Consider the following 21,828-nt stretch of genomic DNA (forward strand, 5'->3'; position numbering starts at 1 on the left):
ATAATACCGGCTCGTTTCCATTCGCATTGGGGCCTTTTCGGGCGCCGATGCCGGATTTCCCATCGTAGATAAGGGCTGTTTTCACTCGTGCGCAAGGTTCGGTGGTTGATCCTCTCTGCTGTCAGCGTCGCCGCCGGAGCCGTTCAGGCTCAAGGCAGCCAGACCGCGACACCAGCTGCATCGTCGGCGACCGCCGCCTCCTCGGCTCCCGTGCTGCGCACCTCTCCCGGTTTGCGCATCCACCGCCTGCCGGACGACAGCATCCCCGCCTATATGGAAGCGGACAGCATTGAAGGCGATCCGGATTCCGACCTGACCCTGACGGGCAGCGCGCAGGTGCGCCGCATCGACGGCGTGATCAAGGGCGACCGCATCAACTACCGCAAGGATACGGGCGAGGTCGACGTCCAGGGCAGCGCGCGCATGATGCGCGACGGCACGCTGGTGACCGGCCCGAACGCCAAGTTCAACGTCGACAAGTATTCCGGCGAAGTCGAAAAGCCCAACTTCTGGATGGGCGCCACCGGCGGTTTCGCCGTGGCCGAACACGCGGATATTTTCAGCAAGTCGCAGATGCGGCTGCATACGGTGACCTATAGCGGCTGCTCGTGCGAGACGCCGTCCTGGTACATCAAGGCCAACACCGTCGACATCGATTTCGACGAGAACGAAGGCGTGGCGCGCAACGGCGTGCTGTATTTCAAGGACGTGCCAATTCTGGCGGCGCCCTACATGACCTTTCCGGTCAAGAAGGAACGCAAGTCGGGCTTTCTTGTGCCGACCTACGGCACGACCAGCCAGGGCGGTTTCGACTTCTCACTGCCGTACTACCTGAACCTGGCGCCCAATTACGACGCAACCATCCAGCCCCGCTATTTCTCCAAGCGCGGCATGCAGTTGGGCGGCGAATTCCGGTATCTGGGCAACAGCTACGTCGGCACGATGGATGGCACCTATCTGCCCAATGACAACATTACTGGCGAAGACCGGTGGATGTACTGGTGGCGCCATCAGCAGGTCTTATCGCATGGCTTCTATGCGGACTGGGACATCGCCAAGGTCTCGGACGACAACTATTTCCGCGATATTTCGCAGTTGGGCCTGAACCAGGCATCGACGACGTATCTGCCGCAGCGTGGCCGAGTGGGCTGGAGTTCCAATTACTGGAGTGCGTACGCACAGGTCTACAAGTATCAGACGCTGCAGGACCCGGATGCGCCCCTGGTGCCGCCCTATGACAAAGAACCCGAGCTCTTTTTGCGGGGTGCACGCTATGACTGGGGTGGTTTCGACGTAGATTGGACCACGACGGCAGTGCGTTTCCGCCGTCCTGATTTTGGCTCCACATTGCGTTATCCAGATGGCGACCGCTTGCAGAGCTATCCGACGGTGTCGTATCCGGTCATTCGCCCGGGTTGGTTCATTATTCCCAAGGCTGGTGTCAATTACACCCAGTACCAAACGAAATGGTATGGGGTGGACGCACTCGGTCTCAATGGGGGGTCGGCGGATGGACTTCCGCGTTCGCAATCGCGCACCGTCCCCATCATGTCCTTGGACGCCGGCATGATCTTCGAACGCGACACCTCGCTGTTCGGCAAGGCCTCCACGCAGACGCTCGAACCGCGCCTGTATTACCTGCGCGTGCCGTACCGGGATCAGTCCAAGATGCCCGTCTACGATACGTCACTGGCGGATTTCAGCTTCTCGCAGGCCTTCGAAGAGAACATCTACACGGGCGGCTGGGATCGTATTTCCAACGCCAACCAGCTGACCGCGGCGTTGACGACGCGCTGGCTGGACGCCAATACCGGCTTCGAACGCATGTCGCTGGCCGTGGCCCAGCGCCTGTACTTTGAAGACCAGAAAGTGACCCTGCCGGGCGAGACGCCGCGCGAAAATGTGCGGTCGGACTTCCTGGTGGGCGCCAGCGCGGCGCTGACCGATACGCTCAGCACCGACGTGGCGGCGCAGTACAACCCGTATGACAACAACTGGTCGCGCGGCTTGGTCAGCGCGCGCTGGTCGCCGCAGCGTCTGACGACGGTGGCGCTGTCGTACCGCTATCAGCGTGATCCTCAAACGGGGGTCCAGTATCAGCCGCAGGGGCAGAACCAGATCAGTCTGGCGATGCAATGGCCCTTCAGCAAGCGCTGGTATGGCGTTGGCCGCGTCGACTATTCCTTGCGCTCCGGGCCGTCGAGCACGGTCGCCAATACGACGGAATCCCCCCGCGTTACGCAGGCCATCGCCGGCCTGGAGTACAAGGGTGATTGCTGCTGGGTGGGCCGCGTGGTCTATCAGCGCTACGCCGTGTCGGCAACGGACGCCAACTCCGCAGTGTTCTTCCAGCTTGAGCTGACCGGTCTGGGTTCCTTGGGAACCGATCCGATGAACCTGCTGAACAGAAGTATCCCTGGCTACACCGGCATTACCCCGCCTGCGCCGGCCGGGACCACATTTGAAAGGTATGAATGATGCGTAGGTTGCACTCTTTGCGCCGCCTGTCCGGCAGTGCGCTGTTGCTGGCGCTGTGCGCCGGCCTGCCCGCCGCACACGCGGCCGAGCAGACGGGCCGGCCCGCAAGCAATGGCGGCAAGGCCGCGCCCGCCGCTTCGCAGAAGGCCGCGCCGGCCGCACCCGCCGCCAAGGGCGAACAGTTCGTGGACGGCATTGCCGCCGTGGTCGACAAGGACGTGATCACGCTGCGCGAATTGCGCGATGCGTCGGTCCGTATTGCGTCTGAACTGAAGTCGCGCGGCATCCAGGTGCCGGACGACCAGACCTTGCAGCATCAGGTGCTGCAACGCCTGATCATGGAACGCGTGCAGCGCCACGAAGCGGATCGCCTTGGCATTCGCGTGGACGACGCCCAGGTTGATCAGGCCATCACGACCATCGCCGGCCGCAACAAGATCAGCGTGGCGCAACTGCGCGCCGAAATCGAAAAGTCGGGCACCTCGTGGGATGCCTACCGCAAATCGCTGCGCGATGAGATCCGCACGGATCGCCTGCGCCAGCGCGCGGTGGATTCCACCATCGTCATCTCGGACGCCGAGGTGGATGCCTTCCTGAAGGACCAACGCCGCAATCCGGCGTTCGGCGCATCGCCGCAAGCGGCCGCTCAGCAGCAAGCGCAACAGCAGGCCCAGCAGCAACCCGCGCCCGAACAAGCCGCGGCGCCGTCGGGCCCGATGCTCTACGCGTTGGCGCAGATTTTGGTGCGCGTGCCGGAAGGCTCGACACCGGAGCAATTGGCGGCCTTGCGCAAGAAGGCCGAAGGCGTCCTGGCGCGCGCCAAGCGCGGCGACGACTTCGCCAGCCTGGCGGCCGCCGCCTCGGACGGCCCGGAAGCGCTGCAAGGCGGCGTCATGGGCGTCCGTCCGCTGGATGGATGGCCCGACCTGTTCGTCAAGGCCATCGGCAATCTGCAGAAGGGCGATGTGTCGGGCTTGATCCAAAGCGGCAACGGCTTCCACATCATCAAGGTCATGGACCGCGGCACCGCCCAACCGGCGCCTGGCCGCACCGCGCGCGCGCCGGCGCCCACGCCGGCTCCGCAACCCGCTGCGCGCCCGCAAGCGCCGGCGCAGCAAGGGCCGACGGAAGTGATGCAGACCCGTGCGCGCCACATCCTGATCAAGACGTCCACCGTCATGAGCGACGAAACCGCGCGTCAACGTCTGGAGCAGGTGCGTCAGCGCCTGGTGGCTGGCGACGCCAAGTTCGAAGACATGGCGCGTCAATACTCGCAGGATTCGAACGCGCCTCAGGGCGGCGAGCTGGGCTGGTTGAACCCGGGCGAAACCGTGCCGCCGTTCGAAGCCGCCATGAATGCCTTGAAGCCGGGCGAAATCAGCCCGCCGATCCAGTCGCCTTTCGGTTGGCACTTGATCCAGGTTGAAGAACGCCGTCAGCACGACGTCACCGACGAGCTGGCCCGCATGAAGGCGCGCCAGATTCTGTTCGAGCGCCGTGCCCAGCCTGCCTTTGAAGATTGGCTCGACCAGTTGCGCGCTCAGGCGTACGTCGACAACCGTCTTGAAAAGCAGCAGAAGATCCAGCAGAACAACCGCTAAACGCATTACGGGCTTTTCATGTCTCAACACCAGGCGCGCAAGCGCTTTGGCCAGAACTTTCTGACCGACGAAAGTGTCGTCGAGTCCATCGTCCGGGCGGTTGCACCCGCCCGTGACGATGCCGTGGTCGAAATCGGCCCGGGTTTGTCTGCGCTGACCCGGCCGCTGCTTGAGCGGCTGGACCATCTGACCGCGGTTGAGATCGACCGCGATCTGGCCGCCCGCCTGCGCAAGCAGTTCGAAGCCGGCCGCCTGACGGTGGTCGAGGCCGATGCGCTTACGGTCGATTTTTCACAGTTCGGCAGCGCGCTGCGTGTCGTGGGCAATCTGCCCTACAACATTTCCAGCCCGCTGCTGTTCCATCTGATGACGTGGGCCGACCACATTCGCGACCAGCATTTCATGTTGCAGCGCGAAGTGATCGACCGCATGGTCGCGCAACCGGGCTCGGGCGATTTCAGCCGCCTGTCCGTGATGCTGCAATCGCGCTATCGCATGCACAAGCTGTTCGACGTGCCGCCGGAAGCGTTCGATCCGCCGCCCAAGGTGGTGTCGGCGATTGTGCGCATGGTGCCGCTGCCGGCAGACCGGCTGCGTCCGGTCAGTGTCCGCGCCTTTGAAACGGTGGTGGCGCGCGCCTTCTCGCAACGCCGCAAGATGCTGCGCCGCGTGCTGGCCGACTGGGCGCCGCAAGTGCCGTGGGAAGCGCTGGACATTGCGCCGACCGCACGCGCGGAAGATATCTCGGTCGACCGCTATATCCGCTTGTCGGACGCGCTGGTGGAAGCGGGCGTGCTGCAAAGCGCCTGAGTTCCGGCCGCGCATGAGAAAGCCCGCGATGATGCGGGCTTTTTTTATGGTGCCGGGCGCGTCATGGCTGATGGACAGAACGACGCCGATGGGCAGCGTGCCAGCGGTACCCCCGGCCCCTTACAGCATCCGTTTCTGCGCCGCCATCCACAGCTGCATCACATCGCGCGCACGATCCGCCAGCAGCTTTTCTGCGTCCGTCAGCGCCTGCTGCAACGTGATCGGCCCCGGCGCCAAGCTGAACGCCGCGCTGATGCCGACGGCATGCAGCGCTTCATAGCCATCCCCCAGCGACCCCGCCAACGCCACGACCGGCACACCCGCGCGTTGTGCAATCTTTGCCACACCGGCCGGTGTCTTGCCGCGCAGCGTCTGCGCGTCCATGCGGCCTTCGCCGGTGAACACCAGCGTGGCGCCTTCGATGGCTTCAGCCAAATGGCCCAGCTCCGCCACGATCTCGACGCCCGGGCGAAAGTGCGCTTGCAGAAATGCCTTGGCGGCGAAACCCAAGCCGCCTGCCGCGCCCGCGCCCGGCTCATTGCGATGGTCCACGCCCAGATGGTGCGCGCAGACATCGGCGAAATTGCCCAGCATCTGATCCAGCGTTTGCACCTGTTCCGGCGTGGCGCCTTTTTGCGGGCCGAAGATATGGGATGCGCCGTGCGGGCCGCATAGCGGGTTGTCGACGTCCGAGGCGATATCGATGCGGATCTTGGCCAGACGCGGATCAAGCCCGCGCGTGTCGATGCTGGCCAGCTTGCCCAGCGCGCCGCCGCCGGGCGGCAGGCTGTGGCCGTCGGCGTCCAGCAAACGCACGCCCAGCGCGGTCAGCATGCCGGCGCCGCCGTCGTTGGTGGCCGAACCGCCCAGGCCCAGGATGATGCGCGTGGCGCCGGCGTTAACCGCCGCCAGGATCAGTTCGCCCACGCCGTGGCTGCTGGCGCGCATCGGGTCGCGCTTGCTGGGCGAGATCAGTTCAAGCCCGGCTGCTGCCGCCATTTCGATCACGGCGGTGCCGTCTGCCAGCAGCCCCCAGATGGCGTCGACCTTGTAGCCGAGCGCATCATTTACCGTCAGCTCGTGTTCCTTGCCGCCGGTTGCAGCCAGCACGGCTTCAACCGTTCCTTCGCCACCGTCGGCCATCGGCACGCACACCGTGTGGGCGCCGGGAAACGCGGCTTTGACGCCGCGCGCAATGGCCGCCGCCGCATCGGGCGCGGACACGCTTTCTTTGAAAGAGTCGGGAGCGATGACAATTTTCACGGGTTTGACTGGGCTCGTAAAAGGCTGCGATGAAGGTGGCGAGAAGGCCGGCGTGACGACCATGATACCCGTGCGAACGCAGGCGGCGTACCATAGCGCTTTCGTTGTTTTTGCGAGAGTGGACCGTCATGCCTGTATTGCGCCGCACAAAAATTGTCGCCACCTTGGGCCCTTCGACTTCGTCGCCCGAACGCATTGAAGCCTTGATCCGCGCAGGCCTGGATGTGGCCCGTTTGAACTTCTCGCACGGCAGCGCGGACGATCACCGCGACCGCGCCCGCCTCGTGCGCGAGATCGCCGCCAAGCAAGGCCGCTTCGTCGCCATCATGGGCGACCTTCAAGGCCCCAAGATCCGCATTGCGCGCTTCACCGACAAGCTGGTGCAGCTGCAAGTCGGCCAGCCGTTCACGCTGTCGCGCGTGCATCCCAAGGATGCCGGCAACGCCAGCATCGTCGGCATTGACTACCCCGAACTCGTGACCGACTGCCGCGTGGGCGACGAGCTGTTGCTGGACGACGGCCGCGTGGTGCTGGTGGTTGACCGCGTTGAAGGCGACGAGGTCCACACGACCGTCACCGTCGGCGGCCCGCTGTCGAACAACAAGGGCATCAACCGCCGTGGCGGCGGCTTGTCTGCGCCCAGCCTCACCGACAAAGACCGCGTCGACATCAAGCTGGCCGCCGAGATGGAGCTGGATTACGTCGCGGTGTCGTTCCCGCGCTATGGCAGCGACATCGACGAAGCCCGCACCCTGCTTGCCGAAGCGGGCAGCCAGGCCTGGATCATCGCCAAAATCGAACGCGCCGAAGCCGTTGCGGACGACGAAGCGCTGGACTCGCTGATCCGCGCGAGCGACGGCGTGATGGTGGCGCGCGGCGACCTGGGCGTGGAAGTGGGCGACGCCGAATTGGTGGGCATTCAGAAGCGCATCATCCAGCACGCCCGCACGCTGAACAAGGTCGTGATCACGGCGACGCAGATGATGGAATCCATGATCTCCAGCCCCATGCCCACGCGCGCCGAAGTGTCCGACGTGGCCAACGCCGTGCTGGATTACACCGACGCCGTGATGCTGTCCGCCGAAAGCGCGTCAGGCCAGTACCCCGTGGAAACCGTGCAAGCGATGGCGCGTGTGTGCCTGGGCGCGGAAAAGCATCCCACGTCCACGAAGTCGCATCACCGCATGGGCGAAACGTTCACGCGCTGCGATGAAACCATCGCGCTGGCGGCCATGTACGCGGCCAATCATTTCCCGGGCGTCAAAGCCATCATCGCGTTGACCGAAAGCGGCCACACGCCGCTGATCATGTCGCGCATCCGGTCGGGCGTGCCGATCTACTGCTACAGCCCGCACAGCCTGACGCAGAATCGCGTGGCGATGTTCCGTGGCGTCTACACCATTCCGTTCTCGCCGTCGGATTACGAACCGGCCGATCTGAGCAACGCCGCCATCGACGAACTGCGCAAGCGCAACCTGGTGCAGACGGGCGATTGGGTCATTCTCACCAAGGGTGATTTCTACCGCGACAGCGGTGGCACCAACGGCATGAAAATCCTGCTGGTGGATTGACGCGCGGCGCCTGCGGGGCTTGCCCCGCAGGCAGTTATCGCCTTCAGCCGAAGAACCAGTAGCACACGCCGATCGCGGCCAGCACACCAGCCAGATCGGCGATCAGCGCGCAGCCCACCGCGTGGCGCGCGCGCAGAATTCCCACTGATCCGAAATACACCGCCAGCACATAGAAGGTGGTTTCGGTGCTGCCTTGCATCACCGCGGCGAGCAGCGCGGGGAAGCTGTCGACGCCGAAGTGCGTCATGGTTTCCAGCATCATCGCGCGCGCTGCGCTGCCGGAAAACGGCTTGACCAGCGCGGTGGGCAGCGCGTCAACGAAACGCGTGTCCCAGCCCGCGTGCTGCGCCATCCAGCGGATACCGTCCAACAGAAAGTCCAGCGCGCCCGAGGCCCGCAGCACGCCCACGGCGCACAGCATCGCCACCAGATAGGGCAGCAGGCTCTTGGCGATGTCGAAGCCTTCTTTGGCGCCTTCGATGAAGGCTTCGTACACCGGCACTTTTTTCCAGGCGCCCGCAATCAGGAACGCCAGCAGGATGCCGAACAGCGCCAGATTGCCCATCAGCGACGACAGCGACGCGATGGCCACTGCCGACATGCTGGCCAAGAGCGCCATGAATCCGCCCATGACGAGCGCCGCGCCGCCCAGCCACAGCATGACGACGGGGTCGGCCAACCGCAGCCGCTGGCACAGGGCAACCGCCAGAAAGCCCGCCAGCGTGGATGCGCTGGTGGCCAGCAGGATGGGCAGGAATACCAGCGTCGGGTCCGCCGCGCCCTGTTGCGCGCGGAACATGAAGAGCGTGACGGGCAGCAACGTCAACGATGACGCATTCAGCACCAGGAACAGGATCTGCGCGTTGGTGGCGGTCTCGGGCGTGGGGTTCAGCGATTGCAGCTCGCGCATGGCGCGCAGGCCGATCGGTGTGGCGGCGTTGTCCAGCCCCAGCCCATTGGCGGCGAAGTTCAGCGTGATCAGACCAATGGCGGGATGATTGCGTGGCACCTCGGGCATCAGGCGGGCAAACAGCGGCCCCAGCAAACGCGCCAGCCGCTCCACCAGCCCCGCGCCTTCGGCGATGCGCAGAAAGCCCAGCCACAGGGTCAGCGTGCCAAACAGCAGCACCATGACTTCCACGGATACGCGCGCCATGTCGAACAGGCTGGCCACCATCAGGCGGAAAACGTCGGGGTCTCCGATGGCCAGCCAGCGGTACAGCGCGGCGGCGGCGGCGGTCAGGAAGAAGCCCAGCCAGAGTTTGTTCAGCATGCGTCTTGATGCCCGGATAGCGGTTGATTGCGCACCAGCGCGGGGGACGCCCATTGTCGCAGAGTCAGCGCTGTCCGGCTTGGCCGCGCGCCGCCAATTCTGGTACTTTGACCCGAACCGCCCTAGGGCCATAACAGTGAGGGACACTCATGGATTTCAATGCCTGGCGCCGCCGCCGCATCTCGGAACCTGCGTACCGCTGGGCGCGCAACGCCCTGCCTCCCATGTCGGCGACCGAGCGCGAGGCCATCGAGGCCGGAGACACCTGGTGGGACGCAGACCTGTTCACCGGCAACCCCGACTGGCGCAAGCTGCTCGACGTGCCCGCCGCCACGCTGACCCGCGAAGAACAGGCGTTCATCGACGGCCCGGTGGCGCAACTGTGTTCCATGCTGGACGAATGGGACATCACCTGGAACCGGCGTGACCTGCCGCCAGCGGTCTGGGCGTTTCTGAAATCGCAGCGCTTCTTCGGCATGATCATCCCGCGCCGCTACGGCGGACTGGGCTTTTCGCCCTATGCGCATTCGGAAGTGGTGCGGCGCATCTCGGCGTATTCCATCACCGCGGGCGTGACGGTGATGGTGCCCAACTCCCTTGGGCCGGGCGAATTGCTGATGCAGTTCGGCACGCCCGCACAACGCGACTATTGGCTGCCCCGGCTGGCGGATGGCAGGGAAGTGCCGTGCTTCGGCCTCACCAGCCCCGAGGCCGGGTCGGACGCCGCCTCCATGGTCGACACCGGCGTCGTCTGCCGCCAGGTGGTGGACGGCCGCGAGCTCATCGGTATCCGGCTGAACTGGCACAAGCGCTACATCACGCTGGGGCCGGTTGCGACGGTGCTGGGCCTGGCGTTCAAGATGAGCGACCCCGACGGCATTCTGGGCGGCGCGAAAGACATCGGCATTTCAGTGGCGCTGGTGCCCACCGAGGCGCCGGGCGTGGAGATCGGACGGCGCCATTTGCCCGCGATGCAGGTCTTTCAGAATGGCCCCAACAAGGGGCGCGATGTGTTCGTGCCGCTGGACGCGCTGATCGGCGGCGAGGCGCGTGCGGGGCAGGGCTGGAAGATGCTGATGAGCGCGCTGGCGGCGGGGCGTGGCATATCGCTGCCATCGCTGTCGGCCGCAGCCGCGGTCATGTGCGCGCACACGACCGGCATGTATGCCCGCGTGCGTGAGCAATTTGGCATCCCGGTCGGTAAATTCGAAGGCGTGCAGGAACAGCTGGCTGTGCTGGCGGGCAACGCCTATCTGGTCGAAGCGGCCCGCCGCCTGACGTGCGCGGCGTTGAACCAGGATGTGAAGCCGGCAGTGGTATCCGGCATCATGAAATATCACGCCACCGAACGCATGCGCGGCTCGGTCAATGCGGCAATGGATGTGCACGCCGGGCGCGCCGTCATCGACGGGCCCAGCAACTACTTGGGGGCGCTGTATCGCTCGGTGCCAATCGCCATCACCGTGGAAGGCGCGAACATCCTGACGCGCAATCTGATCATCTTCGGCCAGGGCGCCATCCGCGCGCATCCGTACCTGATGCCGGAAATGCTGGCTTTGGCCAACCCGGACGAAGAGCGCGGCATCGAGGTTTTCCACGATGTGTTCTGGCGGCATCTGCGCCACGCGGGCAAGAACACGCTGCGCGCGATCGGCCGCGCGTGGACGGGTGGAATGCTGGCGCCGTCGCCGGTGTCAGGCCCCACGGCGGGACACTACCGCCGGTTGGGGCGTTATTCGGCGGGGTTTGCGTTGCTGGCGGACGCCACCTTGGCGCAGTTGGGCGGCGGCTTGAAGCGGCGCGAAATGATCTCGGCCCGATTGGGCGATGTGCTGTCCGAGCTGTATCTGCTATCCGCCGTGCTCAAGCGCTGGGAGGACGACGGGCGCAAGCACGACGACCTGCCGCTGGTGCATTGGTGCATGGAGCAGGGCTACGCCACCATCGAAAAGAGCCTGGATCAGGTGCTGCGCAACCTGCCGGGCCGCGTGCTGGCCTGGGGGCTGCGCGCGGCCATCCTGCCGCTGCGGCTGGCCCGCGGGCCAAACGACGCGCTGACCCGGGAATGCGCGGAGCTGCTGTTGAAGCCGTCGCCCACACATGTGCGGCTGGCGGCGGACCTGCATCGGGAACCGTCCGGCAATCCGGCGGCGGGCGTGCTGCTGGGGGGCGGACGGCGGGCGCACGACCCGCTGGCCGATCTGACGCGTGCGTTTGCGCTGGTGGACGCCGTGCAGCCCATCCGCGACCGGCTGCGGCAATCTGGCGTGCGTGATTGGCGCGAGGCGCATCAGCGCGGCGCCATCACCGACACGCAGGCCGCGCAGCTGGAGGCTGCCGAGGCGCTGGTGTCGCAGGTCTTGCAGGTGGATGATTTCGCGCCGGAGGAGTTGTCGCCGCAGGCGGCCAAGGCGTCTGGCGAGGCGGCGGGCGATGCATCCGATACCGCGTCCGATACCGCGTCCGCCGCGCCTGCCCCCCGCCCGGACGCTTAATCGTCGGCGTTCGGGTCCATGCCCGGGAACAGGATTTCCGTGAAGCCGAACTTCGAGAAATCCTGGATGCGCGACGGGTACAGGCGGCCGATCAGGTGATCGCATTCATGCTGCACCACGCGGGCGTGAAAGCCTTCGGCTTCGCGCTCGATCGGTTTGCCATAGGGGTCGAAGCCGCTGTAGCGGATGTGGCGGTAGCGCGGCACCAGCCCGCGCAGCCCCGGCACCGACAGGCAGCCTTCCCAGCCGTCTTCCTTTTCGTCGGAAAGCGGCGTGATGACGGGATTGCACAGGATGGTCTGCGGCACGGCGGGCGCGTCGGGATAGCGCTCGTTGCGGTCGAAACCGAAGATCACCAGTTGCAAGTCCACGCCAATCTGCGGCGCGGCCAGGCCCACGCCCTGCGCCGCCGCCATGGTCTCGAACATGTCTTCGATCAGGGCATGCAGCTCGGGCGTGTCGAAACGCTCCACCGGGGGCGCCACGCGCAGCAGGCGCGGGTCGCCCATTTTGAGGATGGGGTGGATCATGGCTGGCGTTCCTGATTAGTCCTGGCGGTCTTTCTTCTGAATGAACTCGATCTTGTAGCCGTCCGGGTCTTCCACAAAGGCGATGACCGTCTTGCCGTGCTTCATCGGGCCGGCTTCGCGGGTGACCTTGCCGCCGCGTTCCTTGACCTTGTCACAGGCTTCGTAGGCGTTGTCGACTTCCAGGGCGATGTGGCCGTAGCCGGTGCCCAGGTCGTACTTGTCGGTGTCCCAGTTGTGGGTCAGTTCGATGACCGCGCCTTCGGATTCGTCTTGATAGCCCACGAAGGCCAGCGTGAACTTGCCTTCCGGGTAGTCGTTGCGGCGCAGGACGCGCATGCCGAGCACGTTGGTGTAGAAATCGATGGACTTGTCGAGGTTGCCGACTCGCAGCATGGTGTGGAGCATACGCATGGGATTTTTCCTTAAGCGATGAGGGGTTGGGGGAAGAACCGGGCAGCGCCAGCGCCTTCCCGTGTAATGCCGATGTCGCGCAGTGCGCCGCCCATGGCGTCGACCGCTAGCCGCATCTGGTCGGCGCCAAAGGCGCCGATGCAGCCGACCCGGAACGTGGGTTGTTCGGTGTTGAAAAAATTGCTGAGCACGTAGCCGCGCGCTTTCAGGACGTCGACGAACAATTGCAGGTGCCAGTTAGGCGAATCCGGCGCATGGACGTTGACGACAATCGGGCCTTGCTGATCGCGCGGCAGGTAAGGCGTGAGCCCCAGCTCGCTGACGCCATCATAGAGCGTGCGCATGTTGGCGGTGTAACGCGCCAGACGCGCTTCGCGGCCTTCCTGGTGATACAGCTCCAGCGCCACGGCCAGCGCGGCAATCGTTGGCGCGGGGGGCGTGAAGCGGGGGCCGGCGTTGGGCGCCAACGTGTGCTGATAAATGTCGGCCAAATCCAGCGACCAGCTGCCCGCGTTGCCGCGTGCGGCGTCCAGCGCGTCACGGCGCGCCACCACAAAGGCTGCGCCCGGCAGCCCTTCCAGGCATTTGTTGGCCGTCAGCACGACGGCGTCTACCGCCGGCAGCAGGGACAGATCCAGCGGCAACGCGCCAAAGGCCGACACCGCGTCGACGATGACGCGGCGGCCCAGCGCGTGCGCGATGCGGGCCAGCTCAGGCACGTCATGGCAGATGCCGCTGCCGGTTTCGCTGTAGACCAGCGCCAGATGCGTCAGCGTCGGGTCGCGTTCCAGCACGGCGGCGACGGCTTGCGGGTCAACGCGTTCGGAGGCGCCCACGGGCAAGGGCACCGCCACACGGCCCGCGTCGCCCGCCAGCTTCTGCAAGCGCGCGGCGTATGCGCCTGTGGACGGCGCCAGCAGGCGGCCGCCCGTGGGCACGAAGGTACGGATCGCGGCTTCCACCGCAAAGTGGCCGCAGCCGGGCAGCGCCAGCGCGGCGTGCGTATCGGACGACGCCTGCGCCACACGCAGCACCCCATCGCAGACCTGCCGGTAGGTCTCGCGGAAGTCGTTGTCCCACGGCGCATAGTCTTGCGCCATGGCGGCCTTCACCCGCGCGTCGGTCGTGACCGGGCCCGGAATCAGCAGCAACATTGTCTAGTCTCCAAAACGCCTCAGAACTGAGGCAAGGATGCGGGGTCGTGACGCCGCAGGATGTTCTTGGCGTCTTCGAAGTCGGGCAGAATCTGGCCCACTTCGCGCCAGAAGTCCTGACTGTGGTTCATCTCGCGCAGATGAGCAAGCTCGTGCGCGATGACGTAATCAATGATGCCGGGCGCGAAATGGATCAGGCGCCAATTCAGCATGATGTTGCCGTCGCTGGTGCACGAGCCCCAGCGCGTGGCGGCCGATGACAATCTCCAGCGGCGAATCTTCAGCCCGCTGATTTGCAGGAAGTGCGCCAGCCGCGCGCCGAACCATGCGCCGGCGCGCTGTTGCAGCCAGGCTTGGGCAGAGTCGCGGATGCGGCTTTGGTCGGCATGCGAGGGCAGCGCCAGCCAGAGCGTGTCGCCGTCTGCGGGCGCATCGGCGTCACCGGACAGCCAGGCTTGACGGCTGTCGCCGCCCACACCAATCAGGATGCGCTTGCCCAGATACGGCAGTTCGCCGCCCGCCTGCCAGCGCGTGTGCGCCATGGCCAGCTGCTGCTTGCGGGCATGCCATTCACGCAGCTTTGCGAGAATCCAGCGGGCCTTCTCGCGCACGGCGTCGTCAATCTGTGTCAGCGTGACCCAGCTGGGCGCGGTGACTCGAAGGCCGTCGTCCGTGATCACAAACCCGATGCTGCGGCGGCGCGAGCGCAGCAGCACGAAGCCGATGGGCTGTTGTTCCGTCGGCACTTCGCGCCAGCGCGCGCCGGGCGGCAAAGGATCAGGGCAGGGCGTGGGTACGCGCGACGACGCATTGGGCGACAACGTCAACAGCGGCTCGCCGGAGGGGGCGGCGTTGGACGGGGGGCCGGACGGCGAGCCGAGGGGCGTGTGGGGTTGACTGTCTGGCCGGGTGCCGGCCTGCGCGTCGGGGAAAAGTGTCTTGGGGGTGACCGGCTGCGGGGGCGCCGCCTTGGGAGCGGGGCGGGGCGCGGCCGGTGGCTTCGGCGTGGCGATCAGCGGCGACGCGCCCTGGGGCGCGTCGTCTTCGTGCACGTCGAACAGGAGTTCGAGCTGATCAGTGCTGGACATACCTTTCGGGGTTGAGACGCCGCATTTCCCCTTCGATCCATGCCTGAACCTTCTGGTTCAGTTCTTCGGGGGAGAGTCCCTTGGATTCTATCGCGGGACCGATCGATAGGGTGATCATGCCGGGATATTTGACGAAAGCGTTGCGCCGCCAGCACTCGCCGGCGTTATGCGCGACGGGAATGACGACGGCGCCCGTGCGCGAAGCCAGCAGCGCGCCGCCCATCTTGAAGCGCGCCGTCTTGCCCGGCGGCACGCGAGTGCCTTCGGGAAACAGCAGCGGCCAGCGGCCTTCATCCATGCGGGTCTGGCCTTGCTTGACCACCTGATCGAAGGCGTCGCGGCCTTTCGAACGGTCGATGGCGATCATGCGCAGCAGCGCCAGGCCCCAGCCGAAGAACGGCACCATGTGCAGTTCTTTCTTGTAGACGAAGCAGACTTCGCGCGGCATGTGGGCCGGGAAGAACAACGTTTCCCAGGCCGACTGGTGTTTCGACAGGATCACGGCGGGGCCGTCGGGCAGGTTTTCCCAGCCCTTGACCTGCCAGCGGATACCGCAGAACACCTTGGCGCCCCAGATGGCCAGACGCGGCCAGCCCACCGTCAGCTTGTAGCGCCAGTGCAGCGGCAGCGGCGCCCACAGGATGCAGGCGAAGGCGTAGGGGATGACCGTGACGGCCAGGAACATGAAGTACAGCAGCGAACGTAGCCGGGCCATTGAATCAGTTGTCCTGAAGCAGAAGGTCGACCACGGCCGACAGGTCTTCACACACGCGCGTGTTCTCGGGCAAGCCGCCCTTGGCCAGCGTCTTCTTGCCATTGCCGGTTTGCACCAGCCACGGCGAGCAGCCCACGGCCGACGACGCCTGCAAGTCGCGCAGTGAATCGCCCACGGCCGGCACGCCAGCCAGATGGATGTCGTAGCGGTGGCCGATCTGTTCGAACAGACCCGGACGCGGTTTGCGGCAGGTGCAGTTGTCGTCCGGCCCGTGCGGGCACAGGAACACGGCGTCAATCGCGCCGCCCGCAGCAGCGAGCTCGCGCCGCATCTTGGTGTGGATGGCGGTCAGCGTGTCCATATCGAACAGGCCGCGCGCCAGGCCGGACTGGTTGGTGGCAACCACCACTTTCCAGTCGGCCTGCGTCAGCCGGGCGATGGCGTGCAGGCTGCCCGGCAGGGCAATCCACTCGTCGGGATTCTTGACGAACGCATCGCTGTCCTGATTGATGACGCCGTCGCGGTCAAGGATGATCAGTTTCACTGTGCCAGCCTGGAAATGTCGGCCACCTGGTTCATCAGGCCATGCAGCTGGCTCAACAGAGCCAGGCGGTTGGCGCGCACGGCCGGGTCTTCGGCCATGACCATGACGTCGGCAAAGAAGGCGTCTACAGGCTCGCGGGCCTGAGCCAGCGTGGACAGGCTGCCGGCGAAGTCGCCTGCGGCCAGTTGCGCTTCGGCCTGCGGACGCAGCGCGGCCACGGCGGCGGCCAGCGCGCGTTCGGCGGGCTCGACCAGCGCGGCGTCATTCACCGCACCGATCTCGCCTTCTGCCTTCTTCAGCAGATTCCCGATGCGCTTGTTGGCGGCGGCCAGGCTCGCGGCCTCGGGCAGCTGCGCAAACGCGGCGGCGGCGCGCACGCGCTCGGCCACTTGGTGCAGCGGCGGCGTCAGCGCAATCACGGCTTCCACCGCGTTGCGGTCGAAGTCGTTGATGAGCTGGTTGCGATAGCGTTCGTAGATGAAGGTGCGAACTTCAGCCAGCGTGTCGGCGGGAATCTTGCCGGCGGGGAAGGTGCCCGCGGCCAGTTCCAGCAGCCCGTTCAGGGACAGCGGGCCGTCTTCGCTGATCTTCAGCCAGCCGCCTGCGGCCAGTTGTTCGAACGCGCTGATCAGGCCCAGCGCGGCGCGGCGCAGGCCGAAGGGGTCGCGTTCGCCCGTGGGCGCCAGACCAATGGCCCAGATGCCGACCAGCGTTTCCACGCGTTCGGCGATGAAGAGCGTGGCGGCCGTCAGCGTGTCTTGGGTGACGGGCGCGTCGTAGCGGTTGCGGTACTGCGTGCGCAGCGCCTCGACGACGCTGGCGGGTTCGCCGTCGCCCGCGGCGTAGTAGGCGCCCATGATGCCTTGCAGCTCGGGGAATTCGCCCACCATGTTCGAACCCAGGTCGGCCTTGGCCAACATGGCGGCGCGGTCTGCGGCGGCGACGTCACCGCCCAGCTGGCCGGCCACGCCGCGCGCGATGGCGCGCACGCGTTCAACGCGTTCAAGCTGGGTGCCCAGCTTGTTGTGATACACGATGGAACCCAGTTGCTCGACACGCGCGGCCAGCGGCGTCTTGCGGTCGGTTTCGAAGAAGAACTGGGCGTCCGCCAAGCGCGGGCGCACCACGCGCTGGTTGCCTTCGACGATGTTCACCGGCTTGTCCGTGTGCATGTTGCTCACGATCAGGAAGCGGTGCGTCAGGCGGCCGGTGGCCGGGTCGAACAGCGGGAAGTACTTCTGATTCAGCCGCATGGTCAGGATCAGACATTCTTGCGGCACTTGCAGGAATTGTTCTTCAAACTCGCCCACATAGACGGTGGGGTGTTCGACCAGTGCGGTCACTTCGTCCAGCAGCGCGGCCACTTCGGGGTCGTCGCCCAGCGTGGCCGACAGGCGGCCGGCGTGGTCCAGCAACTGGCGCTGGATGTCGTCGCGGCGGCCTTCGAAGGACGCCACGACGCGGCCCTTTTCTGCCAGGGTGGCGGCGTAGGAATCGGCGTCGGCGAACGACACCGGGCCCGTGCTCATGAAGCGGTGGCCAAGGGTGTCGCGGCCCGCTTGCATGCCCAGCGCCGACACCGGCACCACGTCGGCGCCAAACAGCGCGACCAGGCCGTGCGCCGGACGCACGAACTTGACGGTGGTGACGCCGTCAGCCAATTGGTAGCGCATGACCTTCGGAATCGGCAGGCTGTTCAACGCTGTGTCGATGCCTTCCTGCAAGCCGGCGGCCAACGACGCGCCGGGGGCGGTGCCGCGCGCGACCAGGTAGTCCTGCTTGCCATCGGATTCGCGGTCCAGCGTGGCCAGATCAATATTTTCCAGGCCCTTGGCGGCCAGCTTCTTTTGCAGCGCCGGCGTGGCTTTGCCGTCTTCGGTCAGGCCGATCTTGGCGGGCATCAGCTTTTCAGCGTAGGGCTGGTCGGGCGCCTGCGCCAGTACGGCGGACAGGTGCACGGCCAGACGGCGCGGCGTGGAATACGCGGTGACCGCGCAGCCTTCGGCCAAGAGGCCGTGGCGTTCCAGCGTGGCGCGCACGCCTTCGGCATAGGCCTGGCCCAGCTTTTGCAGGGCCTTGGGCGGGAGTTCTTCGGTCAGCAGTTCGACCAGCAGCGGGCGGATGTTCGTCGTCATTTATGCAGCCTCCCCGCGGCGCAGCATGGGAAAGCCCAGTCGTTCGCGGGAATCGAAATAAGCCTGCGCAACAGCGCGCGACAGGTTGCGGATGCGGCCAATGTAGGCGGCGCGCTCGGTGACGCTGATGGCGCCACGCGCGTCCAGCATGTTGAACGTGTGCGCGGCTTTCAGCGCGGCCTCGTAGGCCGGCAGCGCCAGCGGCACTTCCATCAGGCGCTTCGCTTCGGCTTCGTAGTCATTGAAGTGCGCGAACAGCATGTCGGCCGACGAGTGCTCGAAGTTGTAGGTCGATTGCTCAACCTCGTTCTGGTGGAACACGTCGCGATACAGCACGCGGTTGCCGTTGGCGCCTTCGGTCCAGACCAGGTCGTACACGCTTTGCACGTCCTGCAGATACATGGCCAGACGCTCCAGACCGTAGGTGATTTCACCCGTGGTCGGCGTGCAATCCAGGCCGCCCACTTGCTGGAAGTAGGTGAACTGCGTGACTTCCATGCCGTTCAGCCAGACTTCCCAGCCCAGGCCCCAGGCGCCGAGCGTGGGGTTTTCCCAGTCGTCTTCGACGAAGCGGATGTCGTGTTGGGTGGGGTCAATGCCCAGCGCCTTCAGCGAACCGATGTACAGGTCCAGAATGTCCGGGGGCGCCGGCTTCAGCACCACCTGGTACTGGTAATAGTGCTGCAGGCGGTTGGGGTTTTCGCCGTAGCGGCCATCCTTGGGGCGGCGCGACGGCTGCACGTAGGCGGCGCGCCACGGCTCCGGGCCGATCGCGCGCAGGAACGTGGCCGTGTGCGAGGTGCCGGCGCCGACTTCCATGTCGTAGGGTTGCAGCAGGGCGCAACCCTGCTTGTCCCAGTATTCCTGGAGCGTAAGGATGATTTGCTGAAAGGTGAGCATAGGATTCTTGGAATTCGGTCGCCCGGGCAAGGCCTGCCATGGGCGTGGGAAACCCGGCATTTTAACTGGCCCGGGCCGGTCCTGTTTCCCCATGGCCGATGGACGGTTACATCTACGTCTTTTGGGCATCGTTCGGAAGGCGTCGGGGCCTTGCCGGGCGGCCGGCTGCGGCGCTGCGGGTGTGCCGCTGGCGGACGCTTCGGCAGACCTCGGCTGCGCCTGGAAACCAATGGTCGTATGATTCCAGGTTACGTCCCAAGTCTTATATAAAACCCGGAACCCGATTCCGAGAATTCCCGGAAGGAGCAGTCCCAATGTCAGACCTGATCACGGTGGAAGTCACCGACGGCATCCAGATCATCACGATCAACCGCCCCGAAGCCAAGAACGCCATCAACCTGGAAACCGCGCAGGCCATGGCCGCCGCGCTGGACCAGCTGGACAGCCGCGACGATATCCGTATCGGCATCCTGACCGGTGGCGGCGGCACGTTCTCGTCGGGCATGGACTTGAAGGCGTTTGCCAAATCCGGGCAGCGCCCCTACGTGGAAGGCCGTGGTTTCGCCGGCCTGAACGAACGCCCGCCCAAGAAGYCGCTGATCGCCGCCGTGGAAGGCTATGCGTTGGCCGGTGGCTGCGAAATGGCGCTGGCCTCTGACCTGATCGTGGCCGCCAATAACGCCAAGTTCGGCCTGCCCGAAGTCAAGCGTGGCCTGGTGGCCGGCGCTGGCGGCATGCTGCGCCTGCCGCGCCGCCTGCCGTACCACATCGCCATGGAAGTGATTCTGACCGGCGAAATGCTGACCGCCGAACGCGCCTATTCGTTTGGCCTGGTCAACCGCCTGACCGAGCCGGGCGGCGCACTGGCCGGCGCGCTGGAACTGGCGCGCGCCATTGTCGAAAACGGCCCGCTGGCCGTGCAGACCGCCAAGAGCATCGTGTCGCAATCGGGTGACTGGGAGCAGGAAGGCATGTTCGACCGCCAGCGCCCGCTGATCGCCCACATTTTCTCGTCCGCCGACGCCAAGGAAGGCGCGACCGCTTTCGCTGAAAAGCGCAAGCCGGTCTGGCAAGGCAAGTGATGTGAGCCCCCACGCCGCACTCGCTATGCTCGCTTGCTGCCCCCCGAGGGGGCGTTTTTTGCCTTGGGGCGGCCCGGCGGCAAAAATGGCCCCCACGCCGCACTCGCTACGCTCGCTTGCTGCCCCCCGAGGGGGCGTTTTTTGCCTTGGGGCGGCCCGGCGGCAAAAATACTTCTTTTCCACTGCGGTTGGCCGTTAGTGCCAGCCGCGTTTTCATGTTTTCCATCTAGACCCGCAAATCGCCATGTCCGTCATCATTAAAGAAGAAGACTTCATCCAGTCGATAGCCGATGGCATTCAGTTCATCAGCTATTACCACCCCGTGGATTACATCCGCCACCTGGCGCGCGCCTACGAGCGCGAGGAAAGCCCGGCCGCGCGTGACGCGATGGCGCAGATCCTGACCAATTCCCGCATGTGCGCCGAAGGCAAGCGTCCGCTGTGCCAGGACACCGGCATCGTCAACGTCTTCCTGAAGATCGGCATGAGCGTGCGCTTTGACACCAAGCGCACCCTGCAAGAGCTCTGTGACGAAGGCGTGCGCCGTGGTTACCTGAACCCGGATAATCCGCTGCGCGCCTCGGTGCTGGACGACCCGCTGTTCGCGCGCAAGAACACGCGCGACAACACGCCCTGTATCCTGCACGTCGAGCTTGTCCAGGGTGACAAGGTCGATGTGCAAATCGCTTCCAAGGGCGGCGGTTCGGAAAAYAAGTCCAAGTTCGCCATGCTGAACCCCAGCGATTCGCTGGTGGACTGGGTGCTGAAGACCGTCCCGACGATGGGCGCCGGCTGGTGCCCCCCGGGCATGCTCGGCATTGGCGTCGGCGGCACCGCTGAAAAAGCCATGCTGATGGCCAAGCAGTCGTTGATGGAAGACATCGACATGTACGAACTGCTGGCCCGCGGCCCGCAGAACAAGCTGGAAGAGCTGCGCATCGAGCTCTACGAAAAGGTCAACGCGCTGGGYATYGGCGCGCAGGGCCTGGGCGGCCTGACGACCGTGCTGGACGTCAAGATCAGCACCTTCCCGACGCACGCGGCCTCCAAGCCCGTGGCGATGATCCCGAACTGCGCCGCGACGCGTCACGCCCACTTCGAGCTGGACGGCACGGGCCCGGCGCGCCTGGACCCGCCGTCGCTGTCCGAATGGCCGGAAGTGCACTGGGCGCCCGACTACAACAAGTCCAAGCAGGTGGACCTGAACACGCTGACGAAGGAAGAAGTCGCCAGCTGGAAGCCGGGCGAGACCCTGCTGCTGTCGGGCAAGATGCTGACCGGCCGCGACGCCGCGCACAAGCGCATCCAGGACATGCTGGCCAAGGGCGAGCCGCTGCCCGTGGACTTCACCAACCGCGTGATCTATTACGTGGGCCCGGTGGACCCGGTGGGCGACGAAGTGGTCGGCCCCGCAGGCCCGACCACCGCCACGCGCATGGACAAATTCACCGACATGATGCTGGAGAAGACCGGTCTGATCTCCATGATCGGCAAGTCGGAACGCGGCCCCGTGGCCATCGAAGCCATCAAGAAGCACGGCTCGGCCTACCTGATGGCCGTGGGCGGTGCAGCGTACCTGGTGTCCAAGGCCATCCGTGGCGCCAAGGTGCTGGGCTTTGCCGACCTGGGCATGGAAGCCATCTATGAGTTCGACGTGAAGGACATGCCGGTGACCGTGGCGGTTGACGCCCAAGGCACGTCCGTCCACACGACCGGCCCCAAGGAATGGCAAGCCAAGATCGGGAAGATTCCGGTCGCGGTGGCGTAAGCCCCCTCAC

At 65.6% G+C, this 21,828-nt stretch carries 17 protein-coding genes; 7 read left to right on the forward strand and 10 right to left on the reverse strand.

The window, feature by feature from the left end:
* Positions 1-87 precede the first annotated feature (87 nt).
* Genes AC1DSJ_RS22635 through rsmA form a run of 3 tightly spaced genes read left to right on the forward strand, consistent with a single transcriptional unit; the run spans position 88 to position 4,889 of the window.
* Positions 88-2,478: an LPS-assembly protein LptD gene (locus AC1DSJ_RS22635; RefSeq protein ID WP_054420552.1), complete on the forward strand. Its 2,391-nt coding sequence runs from the start codon at positions 88-90 to the stop codon at positions 2,476-2,478.
* Positions 2,475-4,079 (forward strand): peptidylprolyl isomerase, encoded by a 1,605-nt coding sequence (locus AC1DSJ_RS22640; protein WP_175170758.1) that lies wholly within the window; start codon positions 2,475-2,477, stop codon positions 4,077-4,079. Before AC1DSJ_RS22635 ends, AC1DSJ_RS22640 begins: the two co-directional genes overlap by 4 nt.
* Positions 4,080-4,097: 18 nt before the next feature.
* Positions 4,098-4,889, forward strand: a complete 792-nt coding sequence (rsmA, locus tag AC1DSJ_RS22645; RefSeq protein WP_054420554.1) for a 16S rRNA (adenine(1518)-N(6)/adenine(1519)-N(6))-dimethyltransferase RsmA — start codon at positions 4,098-4,100, stop codon at positions 4,887-4,889.
* Positions 4,890-5,009: 120 nt separating this feature from the next.
* Here rsmA and AC1DSJ_RS22650 read toward each other — a convergent pair whose 3' ends face one another.
* Positions 5,010-6,152 (reverse strand): glycerate kinase, encoded by a 1,143-nt coding sequence (locus AC1DSJ_RS22650; protein WP_441370517.1) that lies wholly within the window; start codon positions 6,150-6,152, stop codon positions 5,010-5,012.
* Between the two features lie 128 nt (positions 6,153-6,280).
* On the opposite strand from AC1DSJ_RS22650, the gene pyk reads away from it, so the two are divergent.
* Positions 6,281-7,723: a pyruvate kinase gene (gene pyk / locus AC1DSJ_RS22655; RefSeq protein WP_054420556.1), complete on the forward strand. Its 1,443-nt coding sequence runs from the start codon at positions 6,281-6,283 to the stop codon at positions 7,721-7,723.
* Positions 7,724-7,766: 43 nt separating this feature from the next.
* Here the strand turns inward: pyk and AC1DSJ_RS22660 are convergent, their stop codons facing one another.
* Positions 7,767-8,996: a nucleoside recognition domain-containing protein gene (locus AC1DSJ_RS22660; protein WP_054420557.1), complete on the reverse strand. Its 1,230-nt coding sequence runs from the start codon at positions 8,994-8,996 to the stop codon at positions 7,767-7,769.
* Positions 8,997-9,145: 149 nt separating this feature from the next.
* Between AC1DSJ_RS22660 and AC1DSJ_RS22665 the strand changes: the two genes are divergently transcribed.
* Positions 9,146-11,491, forward strand: coding sequence for an acyl-CoA dehydrogenase (locus AC1DSJ_RS22665; protein ID WP_441370518.1), 2,346 nt, complete (start codon positions 9,146-9,148; stop codon positions 11,489-11,491).
* Here AC1DSJ_RS22665 and def read toward each other — a convergent pair.
* The 8 genes from def to glyQ are packed head-to-tail and all read right to left on the reverse strand — an operon-like array spanning position 11,488 to position 18,968.
* Entirely contained in the window at positions 11,488-12,021 is a 534-nt protein-coding gene (gene def / locus AC1DSJ_RS22670) for a peptide deformylase (protein ID WP_054420559.1), read from the reverse strand. The two genes, AC1DSJ_RS22665 and def, sit on opposite strands and share 4 nt — an antisense overlap.
* Before the next feature lie 15 nt (positions 12,022-12,036).
* Positions 12,037-12,432 carry a lactoylglutathione lyase gene (gene gloA, locus AC1DSJ_RS22675; RefSeq protein ID WP_054420560.1) on the reverse strand — a complete coding sequence of 132 codons (396 nt, stop codon included), beginning with the start codon at positions 12,430-12,432 and terminating at the stop codon, positions 12,037-12,039.
* 11 nt (positions 12,433-12,443) lie between these two features.
* Positions 12,444-13,586: a 2-aminoethylphosphonate--pyruvate transaminase gene (locus tag AC1DSJ_RS22680; protein ID WP_441370519.1), complete on the reverse strand. Its 1,143-nt coding sequence runs from the start codon at positions 13,584-13,586 to the stop codon at positions 12,444-12,446.
* A 20-nt stretch (positions 13,587-13,606) separates the two neighbouring features.
* Entirely contained in the window at positions 13,607-14,674 is a 1,068-nt protein-coding gene (locus AC1DSJ_RS22685; protein ID WP_427949586.1) for a M48 family metallopeptidase, read from the reverse strand.
* A complete protein-coding gene (locus tag AC1DSJ_RS22690; protein WP_054420562.1) occupies positions 14,661-15,389 on the reverse strand; it encodes a lysophospholipid acyltransferase family protein in 729 nt (242 codons plus the stop codon). Before AC1DSJ_RS22690 ends, AC1DSJ_RS22685 begins: the two co-directional genes overlap by 14 nt.
* 4 nt (positions 15,390-15,393) lie before the next feature.
* The gene (gene gmhB / locus AC1DSJ_RS22695; RefSeq protein WP_054420563.1) at positions 15,394-15,933 is read right to left on the reverse strand and encodes a D-glycero-beta-D-manno-heptose 1,7-bisphosphate 7-phosphatase; all 540 of its coding nucleotides are present in this window, start codon (positions 15,931-15,933) and stop codon (positions 15,394-15,396) included.
* Positions 15,930-18,068, reverse strand: a complete 2,139-nt coding sequence (gene glyS, locus AC1DSJ_RS22700; protein WP_054420564.1) for a glycine--tRNA ligase subunit beta — start codon at positions 18,066-18,068, stop codon at positions 15,930-15,932. Before glyS ends, gmhB begins: the two co-directional genes overlap by 4 nt.
* On the reverse strand, positions 18,069-18,968 hold the full coding sequence (gene glyQ, locus AC1DSJ_RS22705; RefSeq protein WP_054420565.1) for a glycine--tRNA ligase subunit alpha: 900 nt from the start codon (positions 18,966-18,968) through the stop codon (positions 18,069-18,071).
* Between the two features lie 314 nt (positions 18,969-19,282).
* On the opposite strand from glyQ, the gene AC1DSJ_RS22710 reads away from it, so the two are divergent.
* Together AC1DSJ_RS22710 and AC1DSJ_RS22715 are read left to right on the forward strand one after the other, a co-directional pair.
* On the forward strand, positions 19,283-20,050 hold the full coding sequence (locus tag AC1DSJ_RS22710) for a crotonase/enoyl-CoA hydratase family protein (RefSeq protein ID WP_476760395.1): 768 nt from the start codon (positions 19,283-19,285) through the stop codon (positions 20,048-20,050).
* A gap of 244 nt (positions 20,051-20,294) precedes the next feature.
* On the forward strand, positions 20,295-21,818 hold the full coding sequence (locus AC1DSJ_RS22715) for a fumarate hydratase (RefSeq protein WP_054420567.1): 1,524 nt from the start codon (positions 20,295-20,297) through the stop codon (positions 21,816-21,818).
* The last annotated feature ends 10 nt before the right edge of the window (positions 21,819-21,828 follow it).

Source organism: Achromobacter sp. 01N37, from assembly GCF_056399725.1.